Annotated in this window: 9 protein-coding genes and 2 pseudogenes; 6 read left to right on the top strand and 5 right to left on the bottom strand. The window is 70.7% G+C overall.

Annotated elements, in window-relative coordinates; genetic code table 11:
• Positions 1–389: 389 nt before the first annotated feature.
• The 6 genes and pseudogenes from ACFXMF_RS21850 to ACFXMF_RS21825 all read left to right on the top strand — a co-directional run bounded on the left by ACFXMF_RS21850 (position 390) and on the right by ACFXMF_RS21825 (position 6,801).
• Positions 390–2,213 carry an ATP-binding cassette domain-containing protein gene (locus ACFXMF_RS21850; protein ID WP_379988833.1) on the top strand — a complete coding sequence of 608 codons (1,824 nt, stop codon included), beginning with the start codon at positions 390–392 and terminating at the stop codon, positions 2,211–2,213.
• A 110-nt stretch (positions 2,214–2,323) separates the two neighbouring features.
• Complete coding sequence (locus ACFXMF_RS21845) at positions 2,324–2,527, top strand: hypothetical protein (RefSeq protein WP_360314115.1); 204 nt, start codon at positions 2,324–2,326, stop codon at positions 2,525–2,527.
• 2 nt (positions 2,528–2,529) lie between these two features.
• Positions 2,530–3,918 (top strand): hypothetical protein, encoded by a 1,389-nt coding sequence (locus tag ACFXMF_RS21840; RefSeq protein ID WP_379988835.1) that lies wholly within the window; start codon positions 2,530–2,532, stop codon positions 3,916–3,918.
• A gap of 392 nt (positions 3,919–4,310) precedes the next feature.
• Positions 4,311–4,469 (top strand): annotated as a pseudogene (locus ACFXMF_RS21835) (ATP/GTP-binding protein); the annotation flags it as partial.
• Between the two features lie 631 nt (positions 4,470–5,100).
• A pseudogene (locus ACFXMF_RS21830) lies at positions 5,101–5,730 on the top strand (helix-turn-helix domain-containing protein); the annotation flags it as partial.
• Positions 5,731–5,976: 246 nt separating this feature from the next.
• Positions 5,977–6,801, top strand: a complete 825-nt coding sequence (locus ACFXMF_RS21825) for a TetR/AcrR family transcriptional regulator (RefSeq protein WP_379988836.1) — start codon at positions 5,977–5,979, stop codon at positions 6,799–6,801.
• 427 nt (positions 6,802–7,228) lie between these two features.
• Here ACFXMF_RS21825 and ACFXMF_RS21820 read toward each other — a convergent pair whose 3' ends face one another.
• The 5 genes from ACFXMF_RS21820 to ACFXMF_RS21800 all read right to left on the bottom strand — a co-directional run.
• Positions 7,229–8,251 (bottom strand): ornithine cyclodeaminase family protein, encoded by a 1,023-nt coding sequence (locus tag ACFXMF_RS21820; protein WP_360314121.1) that lies wholly within the window; start codon positions 8,249–8,251, stop codon positions 7,229–7,231.
• A 96-nt stretch (positions 8,252–8,347) separates the two neighbouring features.
• On the bottom strand, positions 8,348–9,580 hold the full coding sequence (locus tag ACFXMF_RS21815) for a helix-turn-helix domain-containing protein (RefSeq protein ID WP_360314123.1): 1,233 nt from the start codon (positions 9,578–9,580) through the stop codon (positions 8,348–8,350).
• A gap of 583 nt (positions 9,581–10,163) precedes the next feature.
• The gene (locus tag ACFXMF_RS21810) at positions 10,164–11,420 is read right to left on the bottom strand and encodes a hypothetical protein (RefSeq protein ID WP_380020735.1); all 1,257 of its coding nucleotides are present in this window, start codon (positions 11,418–11,420) and stop codon (positions 10,164–10,166) included.
• The gene (locus ACFXMF_RS21805) at positions 11,420–12,649 is read right to left on the bottom strand and encodes an amidohydrolase family protein (protein WP_360314127.1); all 1,230 of its coding nucleotides are present in this window, start codon (positions 12,647–12,649) and stop codon (positions 11,420–11,422) included. Before ACFXMF_RS21805 ends, ACFXMF_RS21810 begins: the two co-directional genes overlap by 1 nt.
• Positions 12,642–13,568 (bottom strand): alpha/beta hydrolase family protein (locus ACFXMF_RS21800; RefSeq protein WP_380020733.1); only part of this gene is annotated, 927 nt, incomplete at its 5' end. The genes ACFXMF_RS21800 and ACFXMF_RS21805, both read right to left, overlap by 8 nt.

The following is a 13,568-nucleotide window of genomic DNA, read 5'->3' as shown; positions in this document are numbered from 1 at the left end:
CGACCGCCGCCACGAGGGCCTGGATCGGGTGAACGCCCTCCTCGACACCCCACCCGCCCCATCCGGCGGGGCCCTACGAGGCCACGTCGCCGACGCGCACACCGTCGTCCACCTGTGGCGTGACGCGTTCCCGAACCGGCACTGGGGCACCCTCAACCACTGCCTGTTCGACCCCGAACAGGCCGAATGCCACCGGCCCCTACCCAAGAGCGACCGCAGCGCCGGTCCGGTCATCGGCGCCTGCCATCCCGCCCGCAGAGCGTGGACGGGGGACTGCGATCGGAATCGGAGCGGCTCGTCCGATCGGGTGATCCGAGGTCGAAAGGGGCGACCGTTCGTCGAGAATGATGCCCGGGCATCGGCGGCGAAGCCTGGGGAAGGGGTCGGTGGTGGCTGAACGGCGTGTGGGTGTCCTGTTCTCCTCGGCGGCGTTCGCCGTCCGTCTTGCCTGGCTGGCCGATCGGCGGGCGCTGATCCATGTGGTCCTGGTGCAGGTTCTCCTGGCGGGCGCGATGGCCGGGGGGCTGGTTGTGGTGCAGGCGGTGCTCGGGTCGGTGCTGGCGCACGGTCCCGCGGCGGCCGGGCGGTCGCCCGTGCTGGTGCCCGCCGTCGTCGTGCTGCTGGTGGCGGGTGCCGCGGTGGGTGCCCTGCGGTTGTCCGGGGCGGCGCGGATGGCGGTGCTGACGGTGAAAGTGGACCGCCTGGTGGCGGGGATGGTGCTGGAGGCCGCGGCGGCGGCCGAGCTGCCGCGATTCGAGGAGCCGGACTTCCACGACCGGCTACAGCGGGCGGTGTTCGCCTCGCGCCGCCAACCCGCGATGGCCGTCGTCCTCCTCGTCACCGCCTTCCAGGCGGCCTTGACCGTGGTGGCGGTGGGCGGAGCCTTCGTGGTCATGGCGTGGTGGCTGCTCCCGCTCGTGCTGCTCGGCGCCCTTCCCGCGATCAGGGCGGCCGGCAACGAGCACAGCGCCCACCACGACCTGCACCACGGACTGTCGGAGAATCGGCGGCTGCGGGAGTACCTCGAACGTCTGCTCACCGGCCGGAACGAAGCCAGGGAGATCCGGGCCCTGGACCTCGCGGGAGTCCTGACCGGGCGCTGGCAGGACCAGTACGAGCGCGAGATCCGGGACACCGAGGCCCTGCTGAAGGCTCACGCCCGGCGCCGGATGGCCGCCCAGGCCACCGGAGCGACGTTGACCTGCCTGGCGGTCGGCGGTTTGTGGTGGATGGCCGTGCGTCACCTGCTGCCCGTGCCCGTGGCCGGTGCTGCCGTGGCTGGAGTGTGGCTGCTCTCGGTACGGCTCAACGCGTTCGCGGGCATGCTCACCGGTATCGGCGAGAACCTGCTCCGCCTCACCGATCTGAGCAGCTTCACCACCCCCACCTCCGACTTCTCGACCGCGGCGACGGCGCCGACATCACGGCGGAAACCTTCCACGAGGACGGAACTGGGGCTGTTGCGCGCCGAGCGCCTGAGCTACACCTACCCCGGCGCGGGTGTCCCCGCGGTGCGGGAGGTGAGTCTGGAGCTGCGGCCGGGGCAGGTCGTGGCCCTGGTGGGGGTGAACGGTTCGGGCAAGACGACGCTCGCCAATCTCCTGGCCGGGCTCCACCCGCCGGACGGCGGCCGGCTGCTGCACGACGGGGAACCGGTCACGGACCTCGCGGCCCATCGCGAGCGGACCGCGGTGGTCTTCCAGGACTTCACCCGCTACAGGCTCCCGGCCCTGGACAACATCGCCTTCGGCCGCCCCCACGCCGCCGCCGACCCCCGGCGAGCACGGGAAGCGGCCCGGCAGGCCGGGGCACTGGACTTCCTCGAAGGACTCCCGGACAGCCTGCACACCCCGCTGGGCAAGGAGTTCACCGGAGGCGCGGACCTGTCCGGCGGGCAGTGGCAACGCCTGGCCCTGGCCCGAGCCTTCTATCGCGACGCCCCCCTCGTCATCCTCGACGAACCCACCGCCGCCCTCGACGTCCAAGCCGAGGAGCAGCTCTTCACCCGCCTGCGCCGGCTGTTCGCCGGCCGCACGGTGGTCCTGATCTCGCATCGGCTGCGCAGCGTCCGCCATGCCGACCGCATCTACGTCCTGCAGGCCGGCCGCGTGATCGAGGAGGGCAGTCACGAGACGTTGCTGCGGGCGGGCGACCACTACGCGACCCTCTTCCGCACCCAGGCCGACGCCTACCGGGACACCGTCACCCCGTGACCCGCCGGCCACGGCCGCCATCACCCGATCGGAGATTCCCAGGTCGCGTCACCGGATTCGACACGAATGGGTGATGGACTCCTGCGCCGCCGACCCCGCATGGTGTTCGCATGATTACTTATCCGCAGGAGACGCGCCCGCTCACCCCCGACCCGGAGACGGTCGCGGAGATCGAGGAGATCTTCACCGACGCCTTCATCGCCCCCACCGCCTGCCGAATCCAAGGAGAAGGCTGCACCGGGTCCACCGGCTGTTGCCCCGGACTCGTGTGCGTGTCCACCAACGGCTTCAGCGGCTTCTGCCAGCAGCCGTAGCGATGCTGTCGCCCGGGGTGGTCGTGGCCGAGTTGGACGGCGGCGGGGTCCTGCTGGACACCGGCAGGCCCGCCGCGGCCTACCTCGGCCCGACCGCCCTCGGCTGGCTCCGCGGCCGCCCTCCCGCCGCCGAGCACCACGTCCAGCACGCACGCTGTCTCACCCAATGGCGCGCCGCCGGCCTCATCGCACCGGGCGGCGAGCCCGCCGCACCCGCGGTGCACGGCGACCTGGAGGCGGAGGCCGCCGACTGCGCCGCGTGGGTGCCGCATCCCGTGCTCGTGGTGGCGATGGCCGTCGACTGCGGCTTCTGCACCCAACTGACCGCCGATCTGGCGGCGAACGCCCACAGCCTCACGCGTTCGCACGCTTCCGTGCTTGTGGTCGAGGCCGACGGCACCCGGTCGCTCGGCCGGCGCCCGGTCGAACCCGTACCCCGGCGCCTGACCCGCCTCGGTCGACTCGCAGCGCACCGGGGCACGCCCACCGCCGTGCTCCTGGCCCCGGATCAACCGGCCCGGGTCTCGACCGGATTCGACGAGGTCAGCCACGCCCTGGTCGCGCTCAGCGGCGCGGATCCGCAGGTCACGGTCGTCGAGGCACCCACCAGCTGTTCGGTGGACCTCGCCGCCCGGCCCGTCGACGCGGTCCTCACCGCCCGGGTCGACGGCACACGTGTGGGCATCGCGGTACGCGGCCACGAGCCCCGCCGGATCACCGAAACCGCCACCGGCGGCATCGTCGACGACGGCTACACGCCCGTCACCCTCACCGTCGAACGCCCCGACACCTTCTACCTCCTCTTCCGCGGCGGCGAACTCCTCACCCGAGCCCGCACCCCCGTCGCCCTACGGCAGACCCTCGCCGCCGTCCTCGCCGGCTACGCCGACCACGCCCGTGCGCTGCCGGGCAGGATCCCGCTGCTGTGCGGGGCCGCCGTGCACGCCGACGGGCACGCGATCCTCTTCCCCCGTACCTGGATGTCCGACCTCGTCAAACGCACCCGACGACTGGAACAGGCCGGCTGGCAGGTGCGACCCGAGCCCTACACCACGCTGCGGACCGCCCCCGGCACCGGCATCCCCCACCTGACCACGCCGACCCGACCCGACCAAGGAGGCCCGGCGGTCACCGCGGTCCTGACCGGGGCACCCCAGGCCGGCGGCCCGCCGACACGGGCCTGGCTGCTGGCATCCATCGTCAACTGGATCGCCCGCCCCGCCACCACCGACGCCGTCCACGCCCTGGCGGCATCCCTGCGGCCCCTGCCCGTACTCACCGGCACCTGGCAAGAAGCCCTCACCCACCTGACACACCGAGACCACGCCCGCGAAGACCACCCGCGCGCCGGGCACGTCCCCCCGGGCGGCTCGGGCAGGCGGGAACGGTAGCCGCAAACGGGCATGCCCGGCGTGCGAAATCGCGGCAGCGTCGCGTCCGAGCCGTGCCGCGCGAACACGTCGAACGGTCGGGGCCGACGACGTGGCGCACGATTCGGGCTCGGTGTCGTGCCCGCCGACTCCCGGCAGAGGCAGGGTACTCGGCCGGCGAGGCGGGTCCGGGCGCGGGCCGTGTCGGGGATGCGGTGGGCGTGGTCGGTCTCGTTCGGTGAACCGCCCGCGGCCTCGGGCCGGGCGCCGGCAAGGTGCGCGGGTTGTGAGTGCCGGAAACCCCATCCGCGCCGGTCGGGCGGCATGTCGGTATTCATGGATGGTGCCGCCGAGCCGGTCCCGTCTGCGGATGCGCAACCGCTCGAGTTCGTCGGGGTCGGTGATCGGCTTCGCACCGCGCGGGCACACTCCCCCGTCTCGCGTCCCACCTCCATCAGCGCGCCGTCGGACGGATCGGCAGCCTCACCCGTCTGATCCGCCAAGCCGCGATCATCGCCATCCTCGACGGCACCGAACGCATCACCAAAACCAGCCTCGACCGGATCCGCCTCACCCAACAGCCGCACCGAGGGCGTCCCGTCGGGGCGGACGGCGCGGGCCGGGCGGACCGGTTCCGCACACTGCCCTCGCGGGTCGGCCGCCTCGTCCAGGGCGTCCACGACGAGTTGTGGGAGCCGTTCGAGCGAGTGGTACCCCAGGCGCCTTCACAGCGCAACACGGCCACCGATCCACGAGGAAAGGCCCAACTCATGAGCTGGAGTGTCAAGCGGCGAGTGCGTGGGCTCGGTGGGACCAGGCTGTCGCCTCGTCGTACGGTGTGCCGGTTTTCAGGCAGCCGCGCAGGATGCCGACGAGCGGGTTGGCGAGTTGGCACAGGGCCGGATCGAATTCGATGCCACGAGCTCGTTGCGGGCCGTTCACGAGTGAGGTTGACGAGCGGGAACGGGTCGAACCGATGCTCGGTTTCCCGTGTGTTCAGTGATCGCCTCCCACCGGCCGTGAGCCTGCTCAGAGTCCGCGAAGTGCATTCCAGAGGTCGTCGTATGCGCTCCAGCACTCGACGGTGCCGTCGCTGTTGAGAGTGCCCATGTACCAGTCGTCATCGTCGACGGCCTTCACGACGCAGAGGCCGTGGAAGCCCAGGACGATCTCCGGCTGTAGGACCTCGTCCGGACCATGTGGCCGGGGCTCGGCGTAGGCATCGCCGTGCACCCGGCCGACGTCGCCGAAGTCCTGTTCCAGGCCCGCCCCGTCGATCTGCCGAAGATCCTCGACGGCACACCGCCGGGACTGGCCGTCGGCGCCGCCCCGCTGCTGCTCCTCGACGCCGTCGTCCGGTTGTTGCGGTTGCTCGACCGGCCCCAGGACATCGGTGTACTCGCACCGATGACCAAACGAGAGATCCTGTGGCGGCTCATCACCGGCGAACAGGGCGCCATCGTCCGCCAATTCGGCCTGCCCGACAGCAGCCTCAACCACATCGCACGGGCAGTGCAGTGGATTCGCGCCAACTACGCGGAGCCCTTCCGCGTCGAGGACGTGGCGCACCTGGCGGGTATGAGCGTGTCCGCGTTCCACCGCAGCTTTCAGACGGCCACGGCAATGAGTCCCATCCAGTTCCGGAAGCAGATCCGGCTCCAGCAGGCCCGGCTGCTCCTGGTCTCCGACGCGCACGACATCGCCGGAGTCAGCCGCCGGGTCGGCTACGACAGCGCCTCGCAGTTCAGCCGGGAATACCGGCGGCAGTTCGGCGCACCGCCCAGTCGGGACGCCACACGTCTGCGCGCCTTCGCGTCGACGTCCGCGCCTTGACTCCCGGCCGGGATCCGTTCCGGCCGCTCGGCGAGCACACGCCGGGGAAGGTGGCCCGCCTGAGCCTCCATGGCCCCAATGAGGCAGTGCGTCCTGGGGACCGATTGGGGACCACACGCCATGCACGAAACGGCACAATACGATGGAGTTCGAACGTCGTATCGTGCAGCAAGGTGCCCCTGACCTGCAGAAGCACCTCATCTCCTTGACTTGGAGTCGAGGCGCTCGGCTCGCTAGGGTCGGGGGATGGTCGAGGGCAAGCAGGCGCCGAAGCGCAAGAGCCGGGCGAAGCCCGAGGCGATCGAGGAGCAGCCGATCGGAACACCGCGCGAAGCGCCGCTCGCCGCATCGGCCGACGCATCGACCGACGCATCGACCGAAGCGACGGCCGGGGCCGGGCGCGGCCGGGTCGCGAAGGCGCGTCCCTCGAACCGGCGCGGCACCGGCACCGGACCGGGCACCGCGGCCCGGGGCGAACGCCGACGGCAGTTGCTCACGGCGGCGATCAAGCTCTTCTCCGAGCGCCCGTACGAGGACATCTTCATCGCCGACATCGCCGACGCGGCGGGCGTCGCACACGGCCTGCTCTTCTACTACTTCAAGGACAAGCGCGGCATCTACCTCGAAGCCCTCAAGCAGGTGATGAGCGACCTCCAGGAGTTCCAACGCCCGCGTCCGGACGAACTCACCACCCAAGAACGCCTGCGCGGCACCATCCGACGCCACTTCGACTACCTGGGCCGGCACCACCACACCTTCATCGGCCTACGCGGCCTGGACGATCCCGACGTCCGCCGAATCTCCGAGTCGGCGCACACCGCCGGCGTGGGCCTGATCCTGCAACTCTTCGACCTCGACCCCACCCCGCCCCCGATCGTGCGCGCCGCGCTGCGCGGCTGGGTCGGCTTCCTGGACGAGATCACCCTCGACTGGCTGGCCCACGACGACGTGTCCCTGGACGACATCGTCCGCATCACCATCGAGGTACTCACCGCCGCCCTGAGCAGCGTCGAGGACCACCACCCCGGCATCGCCGCGGTCCTCGCCGAGATGCGCTCCTCGCCGAACTGAAACCGGCAACACCTCCCGGCAACGCGGCCGATGTGCACGGCAGTCGGCCACGCCTCAGGGCAACTCGACCTCCACGAGACCGACTTCGGCGCCTGCGTCGACGCCCTTCGCATCACGACCGTCGCGAGCAGCCGGACAAGCGACAACGGGTGAGCCCTTCGCCCGGCCGTACAGCAATGGGCACGATCGAACGATGACCACACACACCCCGGACCCCGCCGTTCACCGGCCCCCTCCACCGAGGCCGGCGCCACCCGCGGTCCCAGTGGTACTCGCCGAAAAAGCAACGAAGTAGCCCCTGACCTGCCGGCATTCCCCGCTCCTGTTCAGATGCCGCTGCCGAGGGCGTTGCCGCGGTCCTTCGCCGGACCACGACCGAGGGCGTCCACCGTCGGATCGGGCGCGGTGGTGTGAAGGGGCGGCTCGTTCACAGGGGTAGCCGCGCGCCGACGCCGTACTCGAGCGCATGATGCATGATCGCGTGACCCACCGCGATATCGCAGACGGCCATGCCGATGTTGCTGTTGACGATGATCTCGTCGGCGTTCTCCCGACCGGGCTTCACACCGGCCAGCACCTCGCCGGTCTCGGCGACGACCTCGGGCAGGCCGTCGGGGAAGTACCCCATCGACGCGAACAGTTCGTGTTCCTCGATGCTGTCGACGATGTACTTGTCGGCGCGGTGGGCGGTGCGCGGGTCCCAGAAGGTGTTCAGGTCGCACGGCAGGATCGTCTGACCGGCGGTCACCCACTCGTCCTTCACCACCGCGAGCGGCTGATGCAGGATGACCGTCGCCGAGCTCAGCACCTGCGCGCTCTTGACGATCGCTTCGGGCGATTCACCCTTGACGATCCGCAGGCCCAGTTCGGGCCGCAGCTTCGCGATCAGCGCGTCGGCGGCCGCCTCGTTGGTGTCGTAGACGTGGATGGTCTCCAGTTCGGGCATCGCCAGGGCCGCGTAGCGGACATGCTCGATGCCCTGCACGCCGCAGCCGAACATCGCGAACGTGGTGGCGTCGGGGTGCAACGCAGCGGCGGCCAGAACCGTCACCGCCGGGGTGCGCATCGCGGTCAGCCACGCCGAGTCCATGACGGCCAGCGGCACACCGCTGTCCACGTCGTTGAGGACGAGCAACCCGGTGGTCTGCGGGAGGTCGAACGTGCGCGGGTTGTCCGGGTAGCACTCGATCCACTTCATGCCCACGATCCCCGGCCCCGGCAGGTAGGCGGGCATGGCGTGGTAGAAGACGTTGTCGTACGGGTGGACGCCGATCTTGGCCGGCATCTCGTAGCGACGACTGCCGTGCTCGACCAGGGCTTGGCGGGTCAGCTCCAGGATGGTGTCCCGCGTCAGGTGCAGGCGTTCGACGTCCTGCCGGGACAGGTAGAGCAGCTCCGAGCCGATCTGCAACCGGCTTGCGACACGCTCTCGGTCGGTGGGGAGGGTCATCTGTGGGTTTCCTTCGGGCTCGATCCTCACCCGGCGGCCACCGGCCGGGGTCCGTACAGCCTCCAGCCACTGGGCCCCCACCGGCATCGGCACCGATCAGGAACCTCCCCGGCGTTGTTCCTCTCCCCGTAGCAAAGCCGGGATGCCGCTGTCGAGGAGGCGCTGCATCTTCAGTCCCAGGTGCAAGGTCAACCGATCACGGCCGTTCTTCAGGTTCCACCCGGTCTTGTTCTCGATCCGGGCCAGCCGGTAGTACAGCGTCGTCCGGTGGATCATCAGCCGCGCCGATGCCGTCGCGGTGTCCCCCGCGGCATCCAGGAACACCTCGGCGGTGTGGGCCAGCGAGTCGGCGCGTCCACCGGTACCGAGATCGGCGATCCGGGGCGGCACGACCGGCTCGGGAGATGCCACGGCGGCGAGCATGAGCGGACCGTATACACCGGTGTCCCGCCAGGAGGAAACCGGTGCCAACTCCGGGAACTCGGCGGCGGCGAAAGCCGCCAGGACGGCTTGGCGCAGGAGATCCGGAGCCTGACCGAGCGAGCCGGTGTTGCTCACACCGACGAAGACGCCATCGCCTCGCGCGTCGCGCCGCCGCACACCTTTCCGGATCGCCTCGGCCAGCCGTGCCGCGGTGCGTTCCACCTGGGTCCGGCCGGTGACCAGGACCGCACCGCGATCGCCCGGCGCGGCCGTGAGCGGGCTGATGGCCGGCCCGTCGTGGCCGGCCCGACCGGTGGACTCCGTGATCACGGCCGCGACCGTCTCGGGGTCGGTGGTGGCGTCGGTGGCGATGACCACGATCTCGTCCCGGGCGTCGACGAGCCCTTGGTCGACCAGGTCCTTCGCGGCGCGAGCGGAGTCCTCGCCCCCGCGCAGGAGGTCGGCCACCAGGGTCCGGCGTCGCCTTTCCTCCTCGGCCACCTGGAGCATGCGCTCGCGCATCCGTGCGGAAAGCCGAACCACGCACGCGCCGACCACCTCGTCGAAGCGCTCCGCGCCTTCATCGATCAGCCACAGATAGCCGAGCAGCCGTCCGTGATCACGGATCGGATAGCACCGTCGGGACTCGAGGCCGAGGGTCGGACTGCCGGGTATCGACAGGGGCTTGTCGGAGGTGGAGATGCCGAAGCTGTCGAGGTATTCGGCGACGCGGGCCGGCAGGTGCCGGGACAGCACCACGTCGATACGGAGCCTGTCCTCGTCGCCGTAGTGACGGCTGGACACGATGAGGCTGCCGCGCTGGTCGTCGACGGCGACCGAATGCCGGATCCGCGCGGCGAGCGAGTCGACCAGTTGCTGGATCGCGTCCGTGTAGGGAGGGATCACCGCGGCACCGCCGGCACAACGCTGCGGAGCGATCGCGCCGACCGATCTCGGACCATCACGAAGTCAGCCTCCATTCGGATGAGTTCGACGGTTTCGGACGCCGCGGAATCCAGTGACGCCGAGGAATCGTGGGGCAGCCACCACCACCGGTGGTTGCTGCCGGCGGATGCCATGCGCGATGCTTCGTGAAGCGGGCACCGGCGTGGGCCGGTTCGGACACGACGAGCCGCTGGTGTGTCGTGTCCGTCCGCAGCGTCGATGACGGCAACTCGACGTCGCGCACTTCCCGTGGTGAGATCCGACCGGCCCTCGCCCCCGACGTGTTCGGCCTCGGCCCGCGCTCCGCTGTGCTCCGTCATCGACCGCGGGTGACGGCACGGTTCGGCGCGGCCCGGCGAACGGTGTCCGACACCCGTGAGAACGCGCCGCGGGCGAGCCGGCGTTCGGCGACGCCCGCGGCGACGGCGAGTCGTCGACCGTCCTGCACCTTGACCGGACCGGCGCCCGGCCCGGGTTGCCCGGCCCGGCTCGCAGGGCTGCCGTGGACAGGGCTGCCGTGGACGGGGCTCGGTGGGCAATACAGCTAGGTCCCCGGATGTGTCGGGGGGGTCGTGTGCGCGAGGGCCCATGCCCGGACGGGGGCGAGGTCGATCGGTGTGACCTCCGGGAACTCGGCCATCTGCGGTTGCGGGAAGCGGTTGTCGATGCCGAGCAGTACCGCGTCGAAGTAGGCGCGGATGAAGGCGTTCACGAGGTCGATCGTGCGTTGCGGTTCGGCCTTTCCGCCGCCGGGCAGGACCGCCGCGCGGTCGTGGGCCGGGATCAGCACGAGATCCGTCAGTTCGAGGTGGGTCACATCGGTCATGAGCAATCGGTGCACGTCCTGTCTCGTGCCGGCGGTGCGAAGGGGTTCGAAGAAGAACTCGTTGGCGTCGATCGCGGTGACGGGCGGGAAGCCCATGGTCTCCAGTTGCACGCGCATGTCGGTCGCGAGGTGGAGCAACGGGACGCGGATGTCGGTGTCGAGCAGGTCGGACAGGAATTGCCCGCCGTCGAGGTTGACCACCGCCTTCACCCGGGGATCCTGTTGCGCCGTCGAGGTGGCCGCCGCGGCGCCGAAGGACATGCCGAACACACCCACTCGGGCGGTGTCGCCGGCGCCGGCGAGGTCGGCGGCGGCGCCGGCGACCGTACCCGTCTCGAGCGCGTCGATCACCGCGCGCATGTCGTCGACCCAACGCTGCGACCACGGGCCCACGGTGTGGTCGTCCAGGAACGCCGGCGTCACGTCGAAGCGCGTCGCGACGTCACCTGTGATCTTGTCCCGGTAGTGCGGGTCCGCGACCGTACCGAGGAACGTTTCGTTGAACACATCGTCGTATCTGACCGTGTCGCCGTTGGGATAGCGCACGCCGCACGCCTCTCCCGGGTGCGCGACACTCCACACGACGTATCCGTGGCTCGCGAGGTGTTCCATCAACGGCGTGTTCTGGGACACCCAGCCGACGGCGCCGTGCGAGTACACGAGTGTCGGGAAGCCGCGGCCGGCCGGCTTCGCGTCGGCGAAGCCGTGGGTCCTCACGTCGGTGAGCCGGTCCACCCATTCCTCGGGCGCGCCCGTCGCCTCGGTGAGCCACCGCAGTGACTGCGCCTCGTCGTCCACGAGGTAGGGGCGGCGGGTCCGGCCGTCGGTCTGTGCCGGGTACCAGACGCGAACCATGAGGCGGCGGCCGTTCGCGTCCTGGGGCCGCAGAGTGGGATGTGTCGTGTCCAGGACCTCGCCGTCCCGGACTCCGACGGGGTAGGGGCCCGTGGGCGCGGCGTAGGTGAGCGCGGCCATCAGCAGGCGTCCTTGACGACGCGGCCGCCCTGGATCACCAGTGCCGCCTTGTCGGGTTCGCCGAATACCTCGGGGTGGTCCAGGGGGTCGCTCGCCCATGCGGTGAGGTCGGCGAGCTTGCCGACCTCGATGGTCCCCACCTGGTCGGCGATACCCAGGATCTCGGCGTTGACGCGGGTGGCTGCCTCCAGCGCGAGCATCGGGTTCTCGATGTCCGAGCGCAGGGTCAACTCGCGGCCGCGGCCGCGCTGGTCGGCGCCGATGAGGTCGGAGCCCAGGCCGATCCTGACGCCGGCGGCCCGGGCGGCCCGCAGTCCGTCGATCTGGCCCTGCAGGACGGGGCCGACCCGGTCGGCGATCCCCGCCGGCAGGCCGGCCCGTGTGGGGTCCTGGAGAAGTGCGTGCATCGTCGCCAGTGTGGGCACCAGAGCCACTCCCTTCGCCGCCATCAGGCCGGCGGTCTCCTCGTCGATCTCGGAACCGTGTTCCACGCAGGCGACACCGGCGTGGATCGCGTTGCGGATGCCGGCGTTGTTGTGCGCGTGCACGGTGACGTACGTGCCGCGAGCCTTCGCCTCGGTCACGGCGACCGCGATCTCCTCGGTGGTGAACTGGGTGTCGCCGAGCTTGTCGTGGGTCGACATGACACCGCCGGTCACGCACAGTTTGAGGAAGTCGGCGCCGCGGCGAAACGTCTCGCGGACGTTCCTGCGCATCTGCTCGGGCCCGTCGGACAGGAGCGATATCGATCGCAACCCGGGGATGTCGTGGTCGTACCAGTCCGCCGTCGGTTCCCACTCGGCGGCGAAGTGCCCGTGGCCGCCGGTCTGGCACTGGACCGGCCCGCACTGCAGAATCCGCGGCCCGCGTACCTTTCCGCCCGACACCACCCGGGCCAGCCCGGCGTCGATGCCTCCGGTGTCTCGTACGGTGGTGAAACCGGCGTCCAGGGTTCGGCCGCAGTTGTCGAACATGTCCGCCGCCAGTTCGGCGACCGACAACTCCCGGCGCAGGCTCGGGTCGATGTCACTGGACAGCCCGAGGTGGACGTGCGCGTCGATCAGCCCCGGCGTGATCGTCAGTCCCCGGGCGTCGAGCGTCCGCGCACCGGCGATCGGCCTGCCCAGCGCCGTGATGCGGTCGCCCTCGACGTGGATCGCCGGCCCGTGGACGGGATCCCTGCCGGTGCCGTCGACGATCCGCGCTCCCACGATCCAGTAGTCAGGCACTCGTTCGCTCCGTCTCCCGGTGCGTCGCGCGGGCGCCCTCGCCGGGCATGTAGCGCTCGAACCAGTCCAACATGCGGGTCATGAAGTCGATCTGCGCGGGGTAGGCCCGCACTCCGTGCCCCTCCTGCGGGTAGATCACCAGCACCGAGGGCACCCCGTGTGCCCGAAGCGCGTGGTGGAACTCCTGTGCCTGGGTCGGCGGGGTGCAGTTGTCCAGGGCGCCGGCGATGTTCAGACACGGCGTGCGCGCCTTCGCGGCGTGCAGCACCGGGCTGCGTGTGTGCACGCGGGATCCGGGCTGCGTGGGGTCGGCGTCGAGGAACCGGTTGCCCCACGCGGCGATGTTGCTGGTGAAGCCCTGGCTGTACCAGTCGGTCACCGGGGAGATGGGCACGGCCGCCGCGAACCGCGGATCCTGGGTGACGAGCCACGACGACATGTAGCCTCCGTAACTCGCCCCGATCAGACCGACCCTGGACCCGTCGACGACGCCGCGTTCGACGAGCGCGTCGATCCCCGACAGGTAGTCCAGGGTGTCGGCGCCGCCCATGTCGCCCACGACCAGGCCCGCGAAGGCCTGTCCGCGACCGCTGCTGCCGCGGGGGTTGGGGTTGAGCACCGCGTATCCCCGCGACACCAGCAGCGGCACCCACGGGTATTTCATCGACCACATGTCGCGGAACTGCCAGATCGGGCCGCCGTGGATGTTCACGACCAAGGGGAAGGGCCCATCGCCTGCCGGCCTGCACAGGATGCCGTCGATCTCCAGGCCGTCGGGGGCGCTCCAGGTCACCGCTTCCGCGGTGCCGGCCACCGACCGCAGGTAGTCGGTGCCCTCGTGGGCGGTGGACGCGAGTACTCGGTCGCCGTCCCTTCCGGACAACACCAGTTGTTGTGGAAGCCGGTAGGACTCCTGGAT

This window comes from Embleya sp. NPDC059213 (assembly GCF_042754445.1).
Taxonomy (GTDB): domain Bacteria; phylum Actinomycetota; class Actinomycetes; order Streptomycetales; family Streptomycetaceae; genus Embleya.
The sequence above is the reverse complement of the archived record's forward strand: the minus strand, read 5'-3'. Positions and strand labels throughout refer to the sequence as shown.